We start from the raw sequence: 20875 nt of genomic DNA, 5'->3' as shown, positions 1-20875 counted from the left end.
GGCGCCGCCCGGCTCAGCGGCCGGCGACGGTGCCCAGCGCGTCGAGCAGCCGGGCCTCGAGCGGGTCGGCCAGGGTGTGGGAGAAGGTGCTCGTCAGGTGGTTGTCGTCGAGGTACACCGCGACGTTGCCCAGCTCGGTGACGCAGCTCGCGCCCGGGCAGAACAGGTCGGCGGTGTCGACGAAGGCCACGCTCGCGGGCACGTCGTCGCGGCCCGTCCAGGGCGGGGCGGCGGTGTAGACGGCGTCGCGGGGCGCCTCGCACTGCGGCGCGCCCCGGCCCTGCTCGTCCAGGCAGGTCGGCACGGAGTACTCGAAGCGGGGGCTGTCGCGCAGCGCGACCACGCCGAGGCCCCGCTCGGTCAGCGCCGTCCACTGCTCGGCGAACCCGGTGGGGGTGACCTCGGTGAGCCCGACCCGGGCGTTGCGGCTGCCCATGACGACCACGGTGTCGACGCCGGACTCGGCGAGCGCGTCGGGCAGCGCGGCGTTCAAGGCCAGGCAGGTGGGCTCGCCGGGGAACACCTCGGAGCTGGTGGACAGCGGGCACGCGTCCTTGATCGCCCAGGTGATCTCCCAGCCGTGGCGCGCGGCGAGCGGCACCAGCGCGCCGCCCAGCTGGCGGGCGTGGGAGTCGCCGACGACGGCGATCCGCCGGGTGGGCTCCTCCGGGGTCGCGGTGGTGCACAGGACCACGTCGCGCACGGTGCGCCGCTCGCAGTACGGGGAATCGATGCCGACCCAGTCGCTGGTGAGCGCGACCGCGGCGGGCAGCAGCGCGGCGGGCTCGGGCGGCCCGGTGAGCAGCGCGACGGCACCGGGGTGCGCGGCGTCGCCCACCTCGCCGAGGCCCTCGGTGCGGGCCAGCGCCGCGCTCTGCCAGGTGGCTGTGGCGGCGAGGACGACGACCACCCCGGCCAGCCCGAGGCGCACCCCGCCGCGAGTGCTGAACCCGCGACCGGCGAGCGGCTGCTCCACCAGGTGGTGGGTGGCGGCGGCGAGCACCACCGAGATCACGACCACGGCGAGGCCGTCGACGAGCCCGAGCTCGCGCTGCTCGGTGGCGACGAGGGTGATGATCAGCACGGGCCAGTGCCAGAGGTAGAGGGTGAAGCCGAGCGCGCCGAGGCGCTGCGCGAGGGGGTGGGCGAGCCAGCGGTCCACACCGCGGGGGGAGCCGGTGGAGCCGGCGAGCAGCACCGCGACCGCGCAGCCGGTGGGCCACAGCGCGGCCCAGCCGGGGAACACGTCGTCCACCCGCAGCAGCAGCCCGCAGGCGACGAGGCCGAGCACCCCGGCCCAGCCGAGCACGAGCCGGGTGCGCAGGGCCAGCGGCACCGCGCCGATGACGCAGGCGAGCAGGCCGCCCAGGGCCAGCTCCCACGCCCGGGTCCAGGAGTGGAAGTAGGCCAGCGGCTGGTTGGCCGCGGTCAGCGAGACCGAGTAGGCCAGCGACGCGACGGTGACCACGGCGCAGGTCAGCCCCACCCGGGCGCGGACCCCGGCCGCCGTGCCCAGGGCGACGACCCCGGCCAGCAGCACCGGCCAGATTAGGAAGAACTGGCCCTGGATGGCGAGGGACCAGAAGTGCTGGGTGGGGCTGGCGTCGACGTGCTGGGCGGCGTAGTCGACGGAGTCGGCCGCGAGGCGCCAGTTCTCCACGAACAGCAGCGAGGAGAGGACCTCGCGCAGCACCTGCGGCCACCGCCACTCGGGCAGCACCAGGGCCGCGGCGACGGTGGTGGCGAGCAGGACGACGACCATCGACGGCAGCAGCCGCACCAGGGTCCGGCTCCAGCGTCGCCGCAGGTCCAGCGCCCGCCCGGCCGAGCCGGCGCGGACGAGCTGGCCGGTGAGCAGGAAGCCGGACAGGACGAGGAAGACGTCGACGCCGCCGGAGACCCGGCCGAACCACACGTGGTAGGCGACGACGAGCGCCACGGCCACGGCCCGCAGGCCCTGCAGCTCGGGCCGGTAGGTCGGCCCGGCGGGGGTGGGCCCGACCGGCCGGGGACGGCTGGGGGCGCGGCGAGCAGCGCTCAGGTCCACCTCGTCACCCCCGGCAGCACGGATCACCCGCCGCGACCTGCGTGGGATGACCCCGAGGGTAATGGGTGGTTCATGACCTGGTCGTGCACGCGCCACCTCCCATCTCCACCGTTGCGCACCCGTGACCTGGGGTGCAGCGGTCGGGGGGAGGGTCTACGCCCCGTCGGTGGTGGGCTTCTCGACCGCCCCGGAGAGCCGCTTGAGCAGGGCGGGGACGTCGATGCCGGTGAGGTCGCCGGAGAGCTGCAGACCCTGGGCGACGTTGGCGGCGACGGACTTGCCGACCGCGCCGGCGCCGTCGGTGGAGATGACGGTCATCTTGTCGACGGCGGAGAGCGGGGCCGCCGCGGCGCCGACCACCTCGGGCAGCACCTTGACCAGCAGGTCGAGGATGGCGGCCTCGCCGTAGGTGGCGAAGGCGGTGGCGCGGGCGTCCATGGCGGCGGCCTCGGCCTCACCGCGGGCGCGGATGGCGGCGGCGTCGGCCATGCCCTCGCGCTCCACGGCGTCGGCGATGGCCTGGCGGCGCAGCTTCTCGGCCTCACCGCGCTTGGCGCCCTCGATGGCCTCGGCGTCGGCCAGCGCGGAGCGCCGGGCCCGCTCGCCCTCACCGGTGAGCTTGGCCTGCTCGGCCGCGGCCTGGGCGGCGGCGATGGTGGCCTGCCGGTCGGCCTCGGCGGTGAAGATGCGGGAGTTCTTGCGGCCCTCGGCCTCCTGCTCCACGCGGTAGCGCTCGGCGTCGGCGGGGCGGCGGACCTGGGTGTCGAGCTGGGCCTGGGTGAGCGAGGCGGTGCGGTCGGCCACCTTCTCCTGCTCGGTGAGCACCTGCTGGTCCTGCGCGGCCTGGGCCAGCGGCCCGGCGGCGGCGGCGCGGGCCTTGGCGGCGTCGGTCTCGGCGGAGATCTCGGCCTGCTTGAGGGCGAGCTGGCGCTGGCTGACGGCGATGGCCTCGTCGGCGAGCAGCTGCTCCTGCTGGGAGGCCTGCCGGGCGCGCGCCTCGGCGATGGAGGCCTCCTTGAGCACCCGGGCGGCCTCGGGGCGGCCGAGGTCGGCCAGGTAGGAGCCCTCGGCCTGGATGTCCTGCAGCTGGAAGGTGTCGAGCACCAGGCCCTGGCCGGTCAGCGAGCTCTCCGCCTCCTCGGCCACGGCGGAGGCGAAGGCGGCGCGGTCGCGGATGATCTCCTCGATGGTCAGCCGGCCGACGATGGAGCGCAGCGCGCCGGCGAGCACCTCCGAGGTGAACGTGTCGATGCCCTGCTGCTGGTTGAGGAACCGCTGGGCGGCCGCGCGGATGGCGTCCTCGGTGCCGCCGACCTTGACGATGGCGACGCCCTCGAGGTCGCACTTGACGCCCTGCTTGCTCACCGCGCCGCGGATGCCGACGGGGATGCGGCGGCTGGACAGGTCGATGGAGTGCAGCTTCTGCACCACGGGCAGGACGAAGACGCTGGCGCCCATGACGACCTTCTGGCCGGACATGTCGCGGCTGACCGAGCCGGACTCGCTGGTCACCGAGCGGCCCTGCCTGCCGGTGACGAGGAACGCCTGGTTGGGCCCGGCCACCTTGATGCGGCTGAGCACGAGCAGGACGAGGGCGAGGACGAGGACGACGACCCCGCCGATCGCGATGAGCAGGGTCACGGGGTCTCTCCTGGGGTGGGGTGCTCGGGCAGGGGCTCGGGCGCGGTCGAGACGACCTCGACGGAGGTCTCGCTGGGGGTGTCGACGACGTAGACGGGGGTGCCCGCGGGCAGCGGCCGCGCGCTGCGGGCGTGGTACTTCAGCTGCTGGCCGGCCACCGCGAGGCGCACCTCGCCGTAGCCGCCCGCGGGCACCGCGCTGATGACGACGCCGAGGGCGCCGTGCAGGTCGGTGCGGGTGAGGGTGGGGTCGGTCGGCATGTGCTGCAGCGCGGCGGAGACGCGGATGACGGCGAACGCCAGGGGCATCGCGACGGCCAGCCCGACGACGACGTCGAGCAGCACCCCCACCGGGCCGGCCGGGGTGACGGTGCTGGCCGCGGCCCCGCCGAAGCCAACGCCGCCGACGAGGGCCGCGATGGCGGGCAGCGAGAACGGGCCATCGGCGTCGGCGGAGATCGCGCCGCCGATCTCCCCGACGACGAGGGAGAGCAGCACCACCAGCAGGCCCGCGGCACCGACGACGAGGAAGACCACGGCCGTGGTGTCCACGCGCTGGCCTCCCCCCGGGAGCACGGGCCGGGAGGGGACCCGCCCGGTCGGGTCCAGGCTAGGGGCCGGGGGACCTCGCCGGGGCCGAACCCGGGACAGCCGCCGCCCCCGCGGGCGATGCTGTCCCGGTGACCGAGAGCTGGGGCCCGCCGCCGGGGTACGGCCCGCCACCGGAGCACGGACCGCTGGGGCCGGGGTACGGCCCGCCCGGCCCGCCGGGGTACGGCCCGCCCGGCCCGCCGGGGTACGGCCCGCCCGGGCCGTCGGGGTGGGGGACACCACCGCCCGCGCCGCCGCCGGGTCGTGGGGTGACCCGCGCCGCGGTGCTCTCCCCCGTCCTGCTCGTCGCCAGCGTCGTGGCGTGGGCGGTGTCGCTGTTCGCCGGGCTGAACGGGCTCACCGTCGCCCTGGACTCCACCCCCGACGCGGACTCCGCCAGCGGCTCGTTCGCGCTCGCGGTGGCGGCCGGCGCGGCCGCCCTCGGGTTGTGGCTGGCCGCCGTCGTCACCTCCGTCGTCGGGGTCGCCCGGGCGCGGCGGGCGCCGCGGGCCGTCGCCGGGGTCACCCTGTTCCTCGCCCTCGGCGCCGTCCCGCTCGCGCTGCTGGTGGGCAACGTCGTCTCCTGGGTGAGCTGACCGACCGCCCCGGGGACGACCCGCCGGCGGGCTCAGGTGCCGGCCAGCTCGCCCACCAGCTCCTCCAGCACGTCCTCGAGCGCGACCACGCCCAGCAGCGGGCCCCGGTCCCACCGCACCTGGGCCAGGTGCGCCCCGGTGCGCTGCAGGGTCGCGAGCACCGCGCGCAGCGGGGCGTCGGGCTCCACCTCGGGCAGGGCGCGCACCAGCGCCGCGGGCACGGGCTCGTCCAGCGCACCCGGGTCGGTGTGCAGCACGTCCTTGAGGTGCAGGTAGCCCCGCACACCCCCGTCCCCGTCGGAGACCGGGAAGCGGGAGAAGCCCGTCCGTGCGGCGGCCCGCTCGACCTCGCGGGGGGTGACGCCCGGGGCCACGGTCACGAGGTCGTCGGTGCGCAGCAGCACCGCGGCCACGGTCGCGTCGGCGAAGGCGAGCGCCCCGCCGACGAGCGTGGCCTCCTCGAGGTCGAGCAGGCCCTCGTCGCGGGACTCGGCGACCAGCCCGGCCACCTCGTCGCGGGTGAAGGCGCTGGTGACCTCGTCCTTCGGGGTCACCCCGACGGCGCGCAGGCACACGTTGGCCACCCAGTTCAGGGCGACGATGACGGGCTTGAGCAGGGTCACCACCAGCACCAGGGGCGGCGCCAGGACCAGCGCGGCCCGGTCGGGCGCGGCGAGGGCGATGTTCTTGGGCACCATCTCCCCGATCACCACGTGCAGGTAGACCACGATCCCCAGCGCGACGGTGAACGCCACCGGGTGCAGCAGCGCGTCGGGCACGCCCAGGCTGGTGAACGGGCCCTCCAGCGCGTGGGCCACGGCCGGCTCGCCCAGTGCACCGAGGCCCAGCGAGCACAGGGTGATGCCCAGCTGCGCGCCGGCCATCATCAGCGACACGTCCTCCATCGCCCGCAGCGTGGTGCGCGCGGCCCGGCTGCCCTGCTGCGCGCGCGGCTCGATCGTGGTGCGGCGCGCGGAGATCAGCGCGAACTCGGCGCCGACGAAGAACGCGTTCAGCCCCAGCAGCACCACCGCCAGCCCGATCATCACGAGCTCCGCTCCTGTGTGTGATTTCTGGACCCAGGACGCGAGGTCCCGTTCACAGAGCCGGAGGCCACCACCCGGTCGACCCGTAGCCCGGCCGTCGTCGCCACCCGCAGCGTCACCGTCACGGGCTCCTCACCGGGCGGTGAGAGCTCGAGGACCACCTCGTCGCCCACCTCCGGCACCCGGCCCAGGCGCTCGGCGACCAGGCCGGCGAGGGTCTCGTACTCCGCGCTCTCCGGCAGCGCCGCGCCCAGCGCGGCCGAGGCCTCGTCGGGCCGCAGCAGCCCCGAGAGGTCGAGCGACCCGTCGGGGCGGCGGCGCACGGCGGCCTCGGCGCGGCTGTCGTGCTCGTCGCGCACCTCGCCCACCAGCTCCTCGACGAGGTCCTCCACGGTGACGATGCCGTCGACGCCGCCGAACTCGTCGATGACCACGGCCAGCTGCAACCCGGTGTCGCGCAGCCGTTCCAGCAGGGCGTCGAGCTCGACCGAGCTGGGCACCAGGACGAGGTCCGTGGCCATGACGGCCGAGACCGGGGTGTCGGCACGGTCGGCCGGGTCGACATCGACGACGTGCTTGACGTGCACCACCCCGACGACGTCGTCCCCGTCCACCACCGGGAACCGGGAGTGCCCGGTCGCGGTGGCGCGCTCGTAGACCGCCGTCACCGGGTCGGTCGGGGCCAGGGTGTGCAGCCGCACCCGCGGTGTCATGACGTCGGCGGCGCGACGGTCGCCGAAGGCCAGGGTGCGGGTGACCAGGGTGGCCGTGGTCGCGGGCAGCGTGCCCCGCTCGGCGGAGCGGGCGACGAGCGAGACCAGCTCCTGCGGCGAGCGGGCCGAGGCCAGCTCCTCCTGCGGCTCCAGGCCGACCAGGCCCAGCACCCGGTTGGCCGTGCCGTTGAAGAAGCGCAGCGGCCAGGCCGTCGCCCGGGTGAACGCGCGCTGGAAGCACTGCACGGCGCGGACGGTCTCCACGGGCCGGGCGATGGCGAGGTTCTTGGGCACGAGCTCACCGAAGATCATGGTCAGCGCCGTCGCCAGGACGAGGGCCAGCAGCACCGAGACCGTGCTCGCCGCAGCGGGTCCGAGACCCAGTGCCTCGAGCGGGCCGTCGGTGAGGGCCGCGATGGACGGCTCGGCGAGGAACCCGATGCCCAGGTTGGTGACGGTGATGCCGAGCTGCGCCCCGGAGAGCTGGGTGGACAGGGTGCGCAGCGCCCGCACCCCGCCGGCGGCACGGCGGTCACCGGCGTCGGCGGCGGCCTCCAGGGTGGGGCGGCTGACGGTGACCAGGGCGAACTCGGCGGCCACGAACAGCCCGCACGCGACGACGAGGACGAGCGCGGCGCCGATCAGCAGCCACTCCATGGCGCCCACCTCCGCCCGGTGCGCGCAGGGTCGGCGGGCGGGGGTCGATCGGGGGTCACGGGCTCCGTCCGGGGCTCGGGTGGGTGTCACAACGGCAACGAGCCGGACGGGTCAAGGGTTCCCCAAGCCCGGGTCTAGCTGGAGGTCGTCGCCGCCGTGGTGGCGACCAGGGTCGCGGCGATGATGGCCGCCTGCACCTGGCGGACGGCCGTCACGACGGCGGCCGGGGCCCACTCGCCCTCGGCGACCTCGCCCATCCGGGTCTCGGTGGGCTTGCGCGGCGCCAGCGGGAACACGGCCTGGCGCAGGTCGACCGCGGCGACCAGGCCCACGAGCGCGGCGGTGCGCTGGTCGGGCTCCGTGCCGTGCAGGACGACGGTCTCGAGCCGGGCGCGGACCTGCTGCTCGGGCTCGGGGTCGACCTCGCGCCACCGGTGACGGGTGAACATCCCCAGGGTCTTCGACGTCTCGTGGTCCAGCACCCCGGCCTCGACGAGCCGGGCGAGCACGTCGTCGCGCAGGCCCTTCTGCAGCCGGGACACCCAGTCGGCGGGCTTGCGCGGCTTGTCCTCGGCGATGCGGACGAGCGCGGCGTCGAGCAGTGCGTCGCCGGTGGGGGAGTCGTCGAGGACCACCACCCGGTCGTCGTCGACGTCGACGCGGCCGGACAGGGCCAGCTCGACGAGGACGGCCCCGGCCAGGCCCAGGTCGAGGTGGGACGTGTGGGCGCGGCCGGACTCGGCGTCGTGGCCGAGCAGGCAGAGCTCGTCGGGCAGGGCGAGGGGCATGGGCCCATCGCAGCGGCGCGGGGTCGGTGCGTCAAGCAGGGGACGCGGGACACCCGGGTCGGTCATGCTGGGCCGGTGAGCAGCGGGTGGGGTGCGGGGCCGGGCGGTCTGCCGCCGTACCCCGGGGGCCCGGGCCGGGGGTCGACGCCCCCGGCCGGGCGCCGCGGGGTGCGGCAGGTCGTGGCGCTCGCGTTCACGCTGCTCTCGCCGCTCCTGCTGCTGGCGAGCATCCAGGCCTGGCGCACCGCCGGCCCGGAGCTGACCGAGGCGCTGAACCGCGGGCTCAGCGGGCGGGAGCCGACCACCCCGTCGGCCTCTCCGGGTGCGGACTTCCTGGGCCACGCGGTGCTGGGGGCCGGGTTGTGGGGTCTCGCCGTCAGCGCGGCCGTGGCCGGGATCGTGGCCGGTCAGTCGGTGGTGCGGGTGCTGGCCGGGCTGGCCCTCGCGGGCAGCGCCGGGTTCCTGCCCATCCTGCTGCTGGTGGTGCGTGCCCGGGAGGCGCTGGGCGGCTGAGGGGGGTCAGTCGTCGAGCGGGTCGTGGCCCCAGTTCATCAGCGAGTAGCGCCAGTCGGTGTCCTCGACGTCGCCCTTCGGCCGCTGCGCGGAGTGCCGGTGCACGTAGCTGACGACCTTGCGCATGTGGTCGACGTCGTCGTCGGTGACGTCGTCCTTCTTCTTGCGCAGGATCTCCACGATCCGCCGGCCCGACTCGTGGCCCTTGGACTCGCCGTCCCCGGAGTCCTGGCCCACGGACTTCGACTCGTCGGTCTCGAGGAAGTCCTCGAGCTGCTTCGCGGTCATGTTCACCGCGTCGTCGAACTCGCTGCGGACCTCGTCGTCGCTCTTCGCCATGGTCCTGATCCTGGGGGCGGCCGCGACGGACCGCACGCCGGCGCCGCGACCACGGTTCCCGGGACAGAAGGAGCGCGTCGGGAGATGCTGCCGTGGTGAGCAACCTCGTCGGCGCCGTGAGCACCGTCCTGGTCCTGGGTCCCACCTGGGCGCGCGCGGTCCTGCGCGCCGTCTCGATCGGCCTGTTGTGGGGCGTGCTCAGCGCGGCCCAGGGGCAGGGCGCCGGCCCAGCGGCGGTGGTGGGGCTCGGCGCTGCGGTCGTGTACGCGCTGCTCGACCGGCTCTTCGACCGGCCGCGGGACGGCCTGCCCGTCGCCCTGGGGTCGCTCGACGACGTGCAGCGTCGGGCGGCGGTCCGTGGCGCGGTCGGGGGACCGGTGCCCGCCGACCCGGACGTGCGCGAGGCCGCGGCACTGCTGGTGGAGGGTCGGCTCGCCCGGCTCGAGGGCAACCGGGTGCTGGCCGTGGTCGTGAGCGTCGTGGTGGTGCTGGGCCTGACGGCCGCCGCGGTGGTGCGGCACTCCCCGTGGTGGACGCTGCTGGCCGTCGCCACCGGGGCCCTGCTGGTGCGTGCCGTGGTGGGGGCGCCCCTGCTGCGCCGTCGGCTGGACCGGCTGACGGCCTAGGAGAAGTACGCCCGCGGGTTGTCCACCAGCATCGTGTCGACCTGTGCGTCGGTCACCCCGCGCTCCCGCAGCGCGGGCAGGACGTCGTCGGTGATGTGGGTGTAGTGCCAGTTCGGGGCGGCCTGGGCGACGGCGGCCTGCGCCTCGCCGGGGAACCAGTCGATGTAGCAGCTGGCGTCGTGGGCGAGCACGAGCTGGCCGACGTAGCCGCGCTCGACCATGGCGACCACGGTGTCCACCCGGGACGCGGTGGGGTTGTACATGTCCAGGCCGAAGCGGTCCATGCCCAGCACGCAGCCGGCGTCGGCCAGCTCGGTGAGGTAGTCGAGGTCGTTGGAGTCCCCGGCATGGCCGATGACGACCTTGGTGAGGTCGACGCCCTCCTCGGCGAGCACCCGCACCACGAGCCGACCGGCCTGGGTGGGCGAGGAGGTGTGCACGGTTATGGGGGCGCCGGTGTCGCGGTGGGTGGCGGCGACGGCCCGCAGGGTGCGCTCCACCCCGGGGGTGAGGCCCTTGGCCTCGACGGCGCACTTGAGGAACGCGGCCTTGACCCCGGTGTCGGCGATGCCGCGGGTGATGTCGCGGCTGAAGTCGTCGACCATGGGGTCCCGCGGCAGGTCGACCATGAGGCCGGGCCCGCGCAGGTCGTACTGGTGGGGCACCTCGTCGTAGGTGTAGAGCCCGGTGGCGGCGATGATGTTCAGCTCGGTCTGCTCGGCGATGCGCTGCACCCGGGGGATGTAGCGGCCCAGGCCCCACACGGTGGGGTCGACGATGGTGTCGATGCCGGAGTCCTTGAGAGCGTTGAGCTTCTGCACCGCGTCGGTGATGCGCTCCTCCTCGTCCCACCAGCCGCCGGCGCCGTAGTTCTCGACGTGCTCGGTGGAGAGGACGAAGACGTGCTCGTGCATGAGCACCCGGCCGAGGTCGGCGGTGTCGACGGGGCCTCGGAGCGTCTCGACGGTGGGCACGGGGTTCCTCCTGGTGGGGGTGGGTCGTGTCAGCGGAGCGGGGTGCCCCAGCTGGTGGTGGTGCGCAGCGCGGGCTTGACCACCTTGCCCCCGGGGTTGCGGGGCAGCGGCTCGCCGCGCAGGGCGACGTACTGGGGGACCTTGTAGTCGGCCAGCACCCCGGCGGCGAAGTCTGCGACGTCGCGGCCGGTCACGCCCGCACCGGGCAGCGGGACGACGACGGCGCCGACCTTCTCGCCCATCACCTCGTCGGGCACGCCGAGCACGGCCACCTCGCCGATGCCGGGGTGCGCGGCGAGGGCGTTCTCCACCTCGACGCAGTACACGTTCTCCCCGCCGCGGTTGATCATGTCCTTGGCGCGGTCGACCACGCGCAGCAGCCCGTCGTCGAGGCGCGCCAGGTCGCCGGTGTGCAGCCACCCGTCGACGAAGGTGGCCGCGGTGCGCTCCGGGTCCTCCCAGTAGCCGGCGACCACGTGCGGCCCGCGGACCAGCAGCTCACCCACCCCGTCGGCGTCGGGGTCGTCGATGCGCAGGTCGGCCACGGGGGCGGCGAACCCGACGGAGTCGGCGTGCTCGGCGGCGAGCTCGTGGGGCAGGTAGCTCGACACCGAGGACGTCTCGGTGAGGCCGAACCCGTTGCCCACCCGCGCCCCCGGGAACGCGGCGGCGATGCGGTGCACAAGGTCCGGGGCGATGGGGGCGCCGCCGTAGCTGAGGGTCCGCACCGTCGAGACGTCGGTGGTGGCGAACGCGGGGTGGTGCAGGGCCAGCCAGTAGATGGCGGGCACCGAGGTGAGCATGGTGACGCGCTCGGCCTCGACCGCGGTGAGGAACGCGGCCACGTCGAACGTCGGCAGGACGACGGACGTGCTCGCGATGCTGAGCGCGACGAGCAGCTGGGAGTTGCAGCCGGTGACGTGGAACAGCGGCACCGAGATCAGCGTGGTCTGGTGCGCGGCGCGGTCGACCCGGACGCAGCGCAGGCAGGTCTCCACGTTGGACAGGAAGTTCTCGTGGGTGGTCATGGCGCCCTTGGGGAACCCCGTGGTGCCGCTGGTGTAGAAGATCGCGGCGACGTCCGTGTGGGCCTGGTCGTCCACGACGAGCGGGTCGCCGTCGGGCAGCGGGCCGTCGGGTCCGAGGACCACCGCGGCGCCGCAGTTGCCGACGACGTAGTCGACCTCCGCCGCGGCCAGGCGGGTGTTGACCGGCACCACCACCGCGCCCGCCAGCAGCGTGCCCAGGAACGCGCGCACCCAGTCGCAGCCCGCGGGCAGCCGCAGCGCGACACGGTTCCCGCGGGTGACGCCGCGCTCCCGCAGCCCGCCGGCGACGCGGGCGGCGTCGTCCCACAGCTGCGCGTAGGTCAGCCGCTCCCCGCCCACCTCGACCAGCGCGGTCCGCTCCGGGTGCGCCTCGACCGAGCGGCGGACCATGGTGACGACGTTGCGGGGCAGGCCGGTGTAGCGGCGGATGCCGTCCTCGCCCACCTCGATGCCGCTCAGGTCGAACGGGTAGTCCATCCGAGCTCCCCCCACGCGGCGCTGCGTCCGGTGATCGTGGACCCCTGTGGTCCCGGTGTCCAGGGTGCAACACTGCGTCGCCAGGGGGTGGGTCGTATGTCGTTGGGGTTCCGCGTGGGTGTGCCGGGGATGCGGGTTCGGGTGTCGACTAGGGGAGTCCGTGCTTCAGCGGGCCCGCGCGTTGCCCGCGTCACCTTCGGAACGGGTCGCACGAGGGTGAGCACCGGAATGGGCCCCTTTTTTGCCTCCACCGCAGTGGGGCGCGGCCGGTCCACCAAGTCGCGCGGACCAGCCCGTCGCCCGGTGCGTCGCGGCCCAAGCCCCTCCCAGGCCGCCGCCCAGCAGCGCCGGGCGGAGCGCGCCGCGCAGGACGCCGAGACCCGCCGGGCGCACGCCGAGCTCGATGCTGCGCTGCGGGCGTTAGTCGAGGTTCACCGGGACCACTGGCCAGCGGCGGCACGCCCAGTTGTGTTGGCCCCCGAGCTGCCCGTGCTGGCCGAGGTGACCAAACACGCCACCCGCCTTGCGCAGGCCCAAGTGGGGCGTTTCGACCGCGCGGCGCGTGCCCGTGCCGCGGACATGGCGTCGCGCGACGCCGCTGCGTACGTGCGTGACGAGTCGGCGCGTCTCATCGAGCGGCACCAGCAGCTGGTGCGAGAGGCGGAGAGGTGGTGGAGCGCGCTGCGCAGCAACGACGAGGATGTCGTCTGCGAGACCCTGAACATCGCTTTCTCTGACAACCCGGCCGGTGGGCTCGCAGTGGGGGTGGCCGGTGCGACCGCGTCCGTCGTGATCCGACAGCCCGATTGGGACACCCTGCCGACCAAGCGCCCGGATCTCACCCCCACGGGCAAGCCCACCCTGCGCACCCTCGCCCAACGGGACCGGCACCGGCTGTTCCTCGAGTCCACTGCGTCCTGCGTGGCGGCGACCCTCCTGGAGGGGTTCGCCGTGGCGCCTGGCCTGGAGGCGATGACCGTCGCGGTGTTGACCCGGGTGCGGCGCACCCAGCGGCTCGGGGTGGTGCTGCTAGGCCGATGGACGCGCGACTCGGTCGGCCGGACTTCCTGGGGGTCCGACGGTGACGCGCTCACCCTGGTGCTCGACCGGGCTGACGAGTTGCACCTGCACCTGGCCGCGACGGGCGAGGTGAAGGCCCTGCCCGCGACTGTGCCCCACGTGGGCCAGGTCCTCGAGCTGGCCGAGGACGACCCGGACCTTGCCGACCCGGAGCCCGTCGCAGGCGAGGACGAGGACCCGCTGCTGCCGCGGCCCTTCCTGCAGTGGGTAGCCGAGGGAAAGGGCGCCCCCCTCGGGGCGCCTGATGCAGTTCCGCGGCGCGCGCTTGCCCCGGGTGCGGTCGTGTCGCTCGAGCCCGGCGACCTCACGGCGCCGCTCACGCTGTCGGTTACCGCGCAATCCGGCGCCGAGGTAGATCTCTGCGCTCTGCTGCTGGGGGCCGACGGTCGTGTGCGGGGCGACGCCGACTTGGTGTTCTACAACGCCCCGACGAGCCCTGCGCACGCGGTGGCACTGGGGGTACCGCGCCAGGACGGCGCATCCACCCACTGCAGCATCACGGTAGATCTGTCACGCCTCGACCGTGAGGGTGTAGCGCGAGTGGCGCTGGTGGCCTCGACCGACCCATCCCCACTGATGAGTCTGGACGCAGCCCGCGTGGCGATGTGGCGGGCCGGGGGACCGCCGGTTGTACTGCCGCTCCCCGACGAGCCGGGGGTGACGGCAGGTGTTCTAGCCGAGGTGTACCAGCGAGGACTCGACGGTCCGTGGCGGGTGCGCGCTGTGGGACAGGGGTGGACTGACGGGCTCAGCGGGCTGGTCCGCAGCTACGGAGTGGCCGTGGACTGAGTTCGACGGCTGGCTGCACCGACAGGACCGAGTGTTGTACGTCCGTAGACTCCACCGCCGTGAGCCTCACCCTCGGCATCGTCGGCCTGCCCAACGTCGGCAAGTCCACCCTGTTCAACGCCCTGACGAACAACGACGTCCTGGCCGCGAACTACCCCTTCGCCACCATCGAGCCCAACGTGGGCGTGGTCCCGCTGCCCGACCCGCGCCTCGGCGAGCTGGCCAAGGTGTTCTCGTCCGAGCGCGAGGTGCCCGCAGTGGTGTCGTTCGTCGACATCGCCGGCATCGTCAAGGGCGCCAGCGAGGGGCAGGGCCTGGGCAACAAGTTCTTGGCCAACATCCGCGAGGCCGACGCGATCTGCCAGGTGGTGCGGGTGTTCGCCGACGACGACGTGGTCCACGTCGACGGGCGCATCGACCCGATGGCCGACATCTCGGTGATCGAGACCGAGCTGATCATCGCCGACGTGCAGACCCTGGAGAAGGCCATCCCGCGGCTGGAGAAGGAGGCGAAGACCCAGAAGGACCGCAAGGCCGTGGTCGACGCCGCCAAGGCCGCCGACGCGGTGCTCAACGACAGCCGCACCCTGTACTCCGCGGCCAAGGAGCTCGACCTGCCGCTGCTGCGCGAGCTCTCCCTGCTGACGGCCAAGCCGTTCCTGTACGTGTTCAACGCCGACGAGTCGGTGCTGACCGACACCGAGCGGGTGGCCGAGCTGCGCGCGGCGGTGGCCCCGGCGGACGCGGTGTTCCTCGACGCCAAGGTGGAGCAGGAGCTGCTCGAGCTCGACGACGAGTCCAGCCAGGAGCTGCTGGAGTCGATCGGGCAGGACGAGCCGGGCCTGAACCAGCTGGCGCGCACCGGGTTCCACACCCTGGGCCTGCAGACCTACCTCACCGCAGGCCCCAAGGAGTCGCGCGCGTGGACGATCCCCAAGGGCGCGACGGCCCCGCAGGCCGCGGGCGTCATCCACACCGACTTCGAGCGCGGCTTCATCAAGGCCGAGATCGTCAGCTTCGACGACCTCGTCGCCGCCGGCTCCATGGCCGAGGCCAAGAAGGCCGGCAAGGTGCGCATGGAGGGCAAGGACTACGTCATGGCCGACGGCGACGTGGTGGAGTTCCGCTTCAACGTGTAAAGGGCTGAACTCTTTTTGCCTAATTCTACGGGCAGACATCAAGGTGGAGGCATTTCTCAACATTGCGTCCACTAGCGTCCTGCACGCCTCAACTCGCTCAAGCCCGCACGTTCAGCGGAGAACGGCGCTTGGTAACGCGCGGGCGTACTGCAACGTCCTGCTGTCAAGATCGGCTGTGAGAAAGCCACCTCCTGAACGGTGCAAGGCGTCCATGGCAGCAAATCCTTGCTGAACTGCACGCTTCCATAGCCACGACGGCATTCGAGAAACCTCTAAGTCTTCGAAGACAGTTACCAACATCTCGACCACCTCGTCATCGACGGCTTCTTCCGAAAGGAACCCTTGGCGGGTAGGTGCTCTTTTCGCCAAGACCGCGGCCATCCCTTCCTCGGCAAAAATCGCCCGAGCCCCGTCCTCATTTACGTCGACCGATGCGCTGCTGCGTCGCTTCAGTCCGAGGAGCGATCGGGTGTTTGGCGACCAACCCATTACGGCCAGAAAGCCGAGGTGGATGGCATCGTGGAAGCGGTAAGCGTCGCTGCGACGCGAGTTGTCGGTGAGGGGATCCCCAAATGGCCCCGGCGCGGAGTAACCTTGGGTTTTACTGGAGTCCGCTACGGGAACCGGCCCGTCTGGGAAGACGTTCGGCGAAGTATGCTCAAGTGTCAAGTGGACAGTTCGGGGGTCGTCTCCGTGAGTTGTCTGGCGGAATCTAAATATTAACTGTCGCGGCAGTCGCTCGGTGACTGGGAAGTCGACGTCAAGAATCGGCAAATCTAATGGAAGCTCTGCAAGAGCGACAAGGTCACGCGTTCGTCTCTCAAGAACATCTAGGCCCTCCTGCAATGCTTCAGCCAGCTGTATGCTCGAGTGTGTGGCCACCGCCGCTACATACCAGAGAACATCTCCGAGTTCAATTGTTAGGAACCCGGGATCGCGCACTTCCGGGTCTTGGTCGCGGTAAGCCTTTTTTTGAGCAACAAGAAGAGTCCCCGCTTCTCCTGCAAGCCCGAGCATCGGCACCGAGAGGGCTAGGGGGTCCATTCCGCCAGGCGCCTGCTCATCGGTAATTGCTGCGCATTTTTGATACGCCTCAACAGTGAGCTTCCCAAATGGTGTCTCGGGCTGAGGGATGTTGCGGACACGCGCCCGGGCTTGAATCTTGTGCACGTTCGCGCGAGCGATTTCTTCCAGTCCCAGTCCGGCGCAGGAAGCGAGCCCCGCGACGTGTCCCATTAGTTCGCCCAACTGTCGACGCACTAGCGCTCGACTGGTCACGGCGTCGAGCTGACTGCGCAAGTAGTTTCTGTGGGCCTCCAGTAGTGCACCCGCGTGCGCTCCGATGCCGAGCAGACCCAGCATGTCGTCGGGTGGATCCGCGAGAGTAATACGATCTTGGTAGTCGTCGAACAGCACGATATCTATCCCCTGGTCAGCAAGGTCGAAAGGCAGAATCGACACGGTGGACACCAGTGCGTCACAGTAGGGACTGCCATTCCCGGGGAGCAGAATGGACTCCAGTCCCTAGCGTTTGAAACCACTCGAGAGCCGATCTCACGAATTCGTCGGGGAAATTCACTCTGTAGGAAGGACGTCCATGAACAAGATCGGGCTCCTCTCTAAGGTGATCAGGGATGATCGGACCAGACCCTCCGAAGTACGAGAAGTTGGTCGAGGCGAGTACTACGTCTGCCTTGGTATCTCGAACGACGTGGCCTCTGCTTGGAGTGCCGTCTTCCTTGCTATGGCGGGAATTCTCCTGAATCCAGAACCCGCCGTCGCCGCGGTGGTAGATGTTGTCGCCATATTGCTGCTTGAGGCTTCCGCGCAAATTTGGCCGCTTTCTAGAAAATCGCGGGTCGTCCCAATACTGCTGAAACGACAAGACCTCCTCTACTTCCATAGCGTAAACCAATTGGCCACCCAGGCCGGCGCTCGCCGAGCCTGTGCCAACGATCCAGTCCCCAGTTACAGCATGCGCGCGAATATCCTGCTTACAATTAGCTAGCGTGCACCAGCCGTGGAAGGGGTTTGGTGCGAAACCGATGTCGTAACGCACGACGTAGCTGTACATCCGCACGTCGGGTTAGCAACCGATCCGGAGGATTGCCTGTAACTCGCGAGGCGTGCCGGTTGGGTCGCGCCAGCTGTCAGACCCACTGATGGCTTCGATGATCGCCTCTGCGTCCCACTCGACCATCGCGTCGGCATACATCTTTAATGGACCGGGAATCTCGCAGCCGCCCGCATCTGGCGACCACACGCCGATGATGCGCTTGTCGGGGAACCGCTTGGCATACTCGATCTCCCAGTCAACCCATTCGCTCGTTCGAGTTTCTGGAGACACAATCACTAGGATCTTTCCGGCCCAGCGGATACGATCCGCCAGAATTTCCTTGATATACCCCTCGGCATTGGCATTATTCGGCGTGGCCGCGTTGACCGAGGAGTCGCGCAAATCGCACCCGCGACCCGCCAGTAAGTCTTTCAGCGTCTGAATCAGAGAGTCATCCTCGTGACGATGACTGATAAACACGTTGTGGTCGGACATCCCCCACCTCCTTGCGCAGAATACCGCGGGCCACAGACCTTGGAAAGCCTCTCGACAAGGCCCTAGACTCTCCCCGTGCTGACGCCGCCTATCTTAGAGATCTACGTGCTCTGGCACCCGGACGACGGAGACGGTGAGGCTGTCGCTGACCAGCTCACCGAGCACTTCCACGGATTCGCCTATTCCGGGCTTGCTGGGGGTGCGGTAGAGGTCTACCGACGCAGCGTCGGGTGGGATGTCCCCGAGGGTCCTCCGCGGGCACTGCCTTTCATGCAGGACCTGCCCGCCGAGCTGCAGCCCGCGCAGATGACAGTCGTCGTTCCGCTGCTGGGACGTGCTTTAGCCCATGCTGTGCGAGATGTGGAAGGTTGGCGGGTATACCTCGAAGCGCTGTTCAACGCCGACGCCACCTCGGGTGGAACAGGTGCTCGGGTCGCAGTCGTGCCTCTACGAGGGCGAGCGGACATCAGCCACAGTCACTTGGCCAACATCGCGGGTCGCCCGCAAGCGATCTCGAAAAACGCACTTGATCATCCTGCGACTCTTGCGCGGGAAGTAGCGCAGTCCATAGTGCAGCGGCTCCACCGAGAGTCAGATGACGTGGGCGACGACCGTGTCACCGTGTTCGTCAGCCACACGAAGCGTTACGTCGCCGACGGGCTAGACGATGGTGCGTCCGTAGTCGCATCTGTGCGCCAGGCCCTGCAAAATACCCATCTCGACGCGTTCTTCGATGCGCACGATATCCAGACAGGTGAAGACTGGGTCGAGCGACTCGAGGCCGAGGCGGGAGGCAACGCTTTGCTGATGATTCGCACCGATCTTTATGCAAGCCGCGAGTGGACCCAGCGCGAGGTGTTGATTGCGAAACGTCACGACGTTCCGGTGGTGGCATTGCATGCCGTCCGGGGACAGGAAGACCGAGGTTCTTTCCTAATGGACAACGTCCCGCTTGTTGCGTGCGCGCCCGGCAATCCCCTGCCAGCGATCGAGGCTGCTCTTAATCGCTTAGTTGATGAAGCGCTAAAAAAGGCCCTGTGGAGAGCTCAGCAGGTATATTTACGAGAGCATGGTTTCGACTGGCTCCCAGCTCACGCGCCTGAGCCAATCACGCTAGTCGATTGGTTGGCCACGAAAAAGCCCGAGGGCGATGATCCTCGCATCCTCGTCATGCACCCGGACCCGCCTCTAGGCCCGCCTGAATACGGGGCTATCGAGCAGCTCTGCAGGGTGGCCGGCATGACCGGCGCAATAGAAGTTCTGACCCCGCGCACGTTCGCAGCCCGAGGAGGCGCGGTCGGATGAGCGCCGAGCCTGTTCTGGTGCCACGCGATGCGCTGCGTGATGTTCACGTCGCAATATCGGTTTCTGACAGCGCAGACTTGAGCCGACTCGGCCTCGCGCAGCAGCACTGCGAACTTGCGGTCGCGGAGATTGCCCGCGCCATCCTTATCGCTGGTGGCACCGTCGTCTACGGTGGCCGGCTAGTGCCAGCAGGATTTACGCAGATCCTTTTCGACGAAGTTGGAAGGTTCGCGGACGATCGGGAGGCATTGATCATCTGCGTCCCACAGTCGGAGCACGTAATGTTATCAGCAAACGAGATCCGACAGCTCGAAGAAGATGCCAGTTCGTCCGTCACCATCCGTTGCCTTGACGAGGGTGGACAAGTCGTGTTGCCGAGCGAGCGCGACCTTTCAGGACAGGTCGACGTTCCCTTGGGGTTGAGCGCGATGCGCTCGTACGTAACTAAGAACACGGCTGCTCGCGTGGTCATTGGCGGTCGCCTCATGGGACAGCAGGGGCCATTACCTGGTGTCCTGGAAGAGATAAAGCTCAGCCTCGAGGCAAGTCAGCCAATCTACGTCGCGGGCGGTTTTGGTGGGGCCGCCTACGCCGCTGCACGGGCAATGAATTTGGACGGAGGCCCCTGGGCATCCGCTATAATACCTTTCGGCGGTGATAAGTGGACCGATTACTTGGCTAGCCTGGAGGATCTGGCGCCTAGCGCGGCCGCCGATGGTTTAACTGATATTCAGCGGCGACAACTTGCGGTGACACACCGGCCTGCGGATATCGCGGCTTTGACAGTGTCGGGGCTGTCGCGTGCCATGTCCAGACGCTAAAGGCGGTCTGACAACTCCCACTTTGGCGGAAACCACGCCGTCAGTGGCTCAGGCCGCGCTGTAAAACGTTGTTTGATTCTGGTTCGCCCGCTTAGCCCGACCACACCTGGGTGCGCTACACGAGAGTATTTATCGACCTCGCAGAAGAGGTTCTGGCAATCGATAAGTTGGAGAGGGCGCCCACGCAAACCTTCGAAGCGCAACCCGAGTCTGTCGAAATGTGAGCTTTGAGTCTCGGCCATATACTGAATCACCTCCGCTTCGATACCTATGGCGCGGGGGCCGAACACCTTGTGTATGCCATCGCGAGCGCCTGGTCCAGCCACAACGAAATCCATCTCATCGAAGTATAAGAATTCGGAGTAGTTTAAGTCAATCAAGAGTTGGAATGCGAGAAAGTCGCCTACCGAGGGGTATGCCCGAAGTAGGTGAAACGCTTCGCGCATCGAGTCGGCGTTGGTCAGACGGTCGGCGAGACCATCGTCCAGCATCCGTGCTAGAAGCCGCAGGTGATTAGTGTGCTTTCGGGGCGCGCCAAGCCGAGGCGGCGGTACGACGTAGGCCGCCGAGTAAAGTTTCGATCCGCGATTGAATGCGTCGGCAAGAACCTCGTCATAGTGTGTGGGGTTAAAGTTGTCGACGGTCAGCGCCGAGAGCGAATTTTCCAGCAACGTCCAGGTCGAGATCCTGTTAAAAAACTTAAAAAGCAGGGTTCGGAAGAACACCGACTCAGCGTGCTGTTGTCCCTTGTAAATCACTTGTTGAATAAGAAACTGGCTGACCCTGTCCGCCGCACGGTAGCAATTAGTAAAGCGGTGCTTTTTGAGGATTTCGTCCTCCGTCCAGGGACCCGCGCGGCCGTCTAGTCGGGCCTCGTAGACCGCCTGGCGGGCGGCCGCGAATCGCCAGTAGGTATCAAAAACGGGTGAGACGGTGAGGTCTCGTCCCGCTATTTGAAGCGTCTCTTTCATGCGACTGTCTGAATCATAAGTCAACGGTAATTCGGCGCTGGGAGATAGCATGCTAAAGTGCTCTCCGTAGATCGTTTTCAGGGTCCCCGTAACTCGGCTCATCCCAATCGGGGGTGTAGGAGTTGGGGTCTGAAGCCGCCGGTCTCGAGCAGGCTTCGGGCGA

Annotated in this window: 20 protein-coding genes; 7 read left to right on the top strand and 13 right to left on the bottom strand. The window is 70.0% G+C overall.

Annotation, left to right across the window (positions count from 1 at the left end; genetic code table 11):
- Nucleotides 1-13: 13 nt before the first annotated feature.
- The 3 genes from ACYVOF_RS07415 to ACYVOF_RS07405 form a co-directional block, all read right to left on the bottom strand.
- On the bottom strand, nt 14-2074 hold the full coding sequence (locus ACYVOF_RS07415; protein WP_460865200.1) for an acyltransferase family protein: 2061 nt from the start codon (nt 2072-2074) through the stop codon (nt 14-16).
- A gap of 126 nt (nt 2075-2200) precedes the next feature.
- Nucleotides 2201-3688, bottom strand: coding sequence for a flotillin family protein (locus ACYVOF_RS07410; RefSeq protein WP_460865198.1), 1488 nt, complete (start codon nt 3686-3688; stop codon nt 2201-2203).
- Nucleotides 3685-4239 carry a hypothetical protein gene (locus tag ACYVOF_RS07405; RefSeq protein WP_460865196.1) on the bottom strand — a complete coding sequence of 185 codons (555 nt, stop codon included), beginning with the start codon at nt 4237-4239 and terminating at the stop codon, nt 3685-3687. The genes ACYVOF_RS07410 and ACYVOF_RS07405 overlap by 4 nt, the downstream gene beginning before the upstream one ends.
- Nucleotides 4240-4547: 308 nt before the next feature.
- Here ACYVOF_RS07405 and ACYVOF_RS07400 point away from each other — a divergent pair, with 308 nt between their 5' ends.
- A complete protein-coding gene (locus ACYVOF_RS07400) occupies nt 4548-4874 on the top strand; it encodes a hypothetical protein (protein ID WP_460865195.1) in 327 nt (108 codons plus the stop codon).
- Between the two features lie 32 nt (nt 4875-4906).
- Here the strand turns inward: ACYVOF_RS07400 and ACYVOF_RS07395 are convergent, their stop codons facing one another.
- From ACYVOF_RS07395 to ACYVOF_RS07385, 3 genes are all read right to left on the bottom strand, one after another.
- Complete coding sequence (locus tag ACYVOF_RS07395) at nt 4907-5920, bottom strand: hemolysin family protein (protein ID WP_460865216.1); 1014 nt, start codon at nt 5918-5920, stop codon at nt 4907-4909.
- On the bottom strand, nt 5920-7290 hold the full coding sequence (locus ACYVOF_RS07390) for a hemolysin family protein (RefSeq protein ID WP_460865193.1): 1371 nt from the start codon (nt 7288-7290) through the stop codon (nt 5920-5922). Before ACYVOF_RS07390 ends, ACYVOF_RS07395 begins: the two co-directional genes overlap by 1 nt.
- A gap of 134 nt (nt 7291-7424) precedes the next feature.
- A complete protein-coding gene (locus tag ACYVOF_RS07385) occupies nt 7425-8078 on the bottom strand; it encodes a GOLPH3/VPS74 family protein (RefSeq protein WP_460865191.1) in 654 nt (217 codons plus the stop codon).
- A gap of 75 nt (nt 8079-8153) precedes the next feature.
- Here ACYVOF_RS07385 and ACYVOF_RS07380 point away from each other — a divergent pair, with 75 nt between their 5' ends.
- Nucleotides 8154-8591 carry a hypothetical protein gene (locus ACYVOF_RS07380; RefSeq protein ID WP_460865189.1) on the top strand — a complete coding sequence of 146 codons (438 nt, stop codon included), beginning with the start codon at nt 8154-8156 and terminating at the stop codon, nt 8589-8591.
- A gap of 6 nt (nt 8592-8597) precedes the next feature.
- Here the strand turns inward: ACYVOF_RS07380 and ACYVOF_RS07375 are convergent, their stop codons facing one another.
- Entirely contained in the window at nt 8598-8930 is a 333-nt protein-coding gene (locus ACYVOF_RS07375) for a DUF3140 domain-containing protein (RefSeq protein ID WP_460865188.1), read from the bottom strand.
- Between the two features lie 95 nt (nt 8931-9025).
- On the opposite strand from ACYVOF_RS07375, the gene ACYVOF_RS07370 reads away from it, so the two are divergent.
- Nucleotides 9026-9556: a hypothetical protein gene (locus ACYVOF_RS07370; protein ID WP_460865185.1), complete on the top strand. Its 531-nt coding sequence runs from the start codon at nt 9026-9028 to the stop codon at nt 9554-9556.
- On the opposite strand, the gene ACYVOF_RS07365 is transcribed toward ACYVOF_RS07370, so the two are convergent.
- The gene (locus tag ACYVOF_RS07365) at nt 9553-10530 is read right to left on the bottom strand and encodes a phosphotriesterase family protein (RefSeq protein ID WP_460865184.1); all 978 of its coding nucleotides are present in this window, start codon (nt 10528-10530) and stop codon (nt 9553-9555) included. The two genes, ACYVOF_RS07370 and ACYVOF_RS07365, sit on opposite strands and share 4 nt — an antisense overlap.
- A 29-nt stretch (nt 10531-10559) precedes the next feature.
- The gene (locus ACYVOF_RS07360) at nt 10560-12056 is read right to left on the bottom strand and encodes a class I adenylate-forming enzyme family protein (RefSeq protein ID WP_460865183.1); all 1497 of its coding nucleotides are present in this window, start codon (nt 12054-12056) and stop codon (nt 10560-10562) included.
- A 489-nt stretch (nt 12057-12545) separates the two neighbouring features.
- Between ACYVOF_RS07360 and ACYVOF_RS07355 the strand changes: the two genes are divergently transcribed.
- Complete coding sequence (locus tag ACYVOF_RS07355) at nt 12546-13925, top strand: TerD family protein (protein WP_460865182.1); 1380 nt, start codon at nt 12546-12548, stop codon at nt 13923-13925.
- A gap of 59 nt (nt 13926-13984) precedes the next feature.
- A complete protein-coding gene (gene ychF / locus ACYVOF_RS07350; RefSeq protein ID WP_460865180.1) occupies nt 13985-15064 on the top strand; it encodes a redox-regulated ATPase YchF in 1080 nt (359 codons plus the stop codon).
- Between the two features lie 111 nt (nt 15065-15175).
- On the opposite strand, the gene ACYVOF_RS07345 is transcribed toward ychF, so the two are convergent.
- Genes ACYVOF_RS07345 through ACYVOF_RS07335 form a run of 3 tightly spaced genes read right to left on the bottom strand, consistent with a single transcriptional unit; the run spans nt 15176 to nt 17615 of the window.
- Nucleotides 15176-16534, bottom strand: coding sequence for a hypothetical protein (locus ACYVOF_RS07345; RefSeq protein WP_460865178.1), 1359 nt, complete (start codon nt 16532-16534; stop codon nt 15176-15178).
- A 7-nt stretch (nt 16535-16541) separates the two neighbouring features.
- Entirely contained in the window at nt 16542-17138 is a 597-nt protein-coding gene (locus tag ACYVOF_RS07340) for an Nmad2 family putative nucleotide modification protein (RefSeq protein WP_460865177.1), read from the bottom strand.
- Nucleotides 17139-17150: 12 nt separating this feature from the next.
- A complete protein-coding gene (locus tag ACYVOF_RS07335; protein WP_460865175.1) occupies nt 17151-17615 on the bottom strand; it encodes a TIR domain-containing protein in 465 nt (154 codons plus the stop codon).
- A 75-nt stretch (nt 17616-17690) separates the two neighbouring features.
- On the opposite strand from ACYVOF_RS07335, the gene ACYVOF_RS07330 reads away from it, so the two are divergent.
- The gene (locus tag ACYVOF_RS07330; protein ID WP_460865174.1) at nt 17691-18920 is read left to right on the top strand and encodes a TIR domain-containing protein; all 1230 of its coding nucleotides are present in this window, start codon (nt 17691-17693) and stop codon (nt 18918-18920) included.
- Nucleotides 18917-19741 carry a hypothetical protein gene (locus ACYVOF_RS07325; RefSeq protein ID WP_460865172.1) on the top strand — a complete coding sequence of 275 codons (825 nt, stop codon included), beginning with the start codon at nt 18917-18919 and terminating at the stop codon, nt 19739-19741. The genes ACYVOF_RS07330 and ACYVOF_RS07325 overlap by 4 nt, the downstream gene beginning before the upstream one ends.
- Here ACYVOF_RS07325 and ACYVOF_RS07320 read toward each other — a convergent pair.
- Entirely contained in the window at nt 19738-20763 is a 1026-nt protein-coding gene (locus tag ACYVOF_RS07320; protein ID WP_460865170.1) for a nucleotide kinase domain-containing protein, read from the bottom strand. The two genes, ACYVOF_RS07325 and ACYVOF_RS07320, sit on opposite strands and share 4 nt — an antisense overlap.
- Nucleotides 20764-20875 lie beyond the last annotated feature (112 nt).

The sequence above is a fragment of the Rhodococcus aerolatus genome, from assembly GCF_054783215.1.
This window is presented reverse-complemented; position numbering and strand designations above follow the sequence as displayed.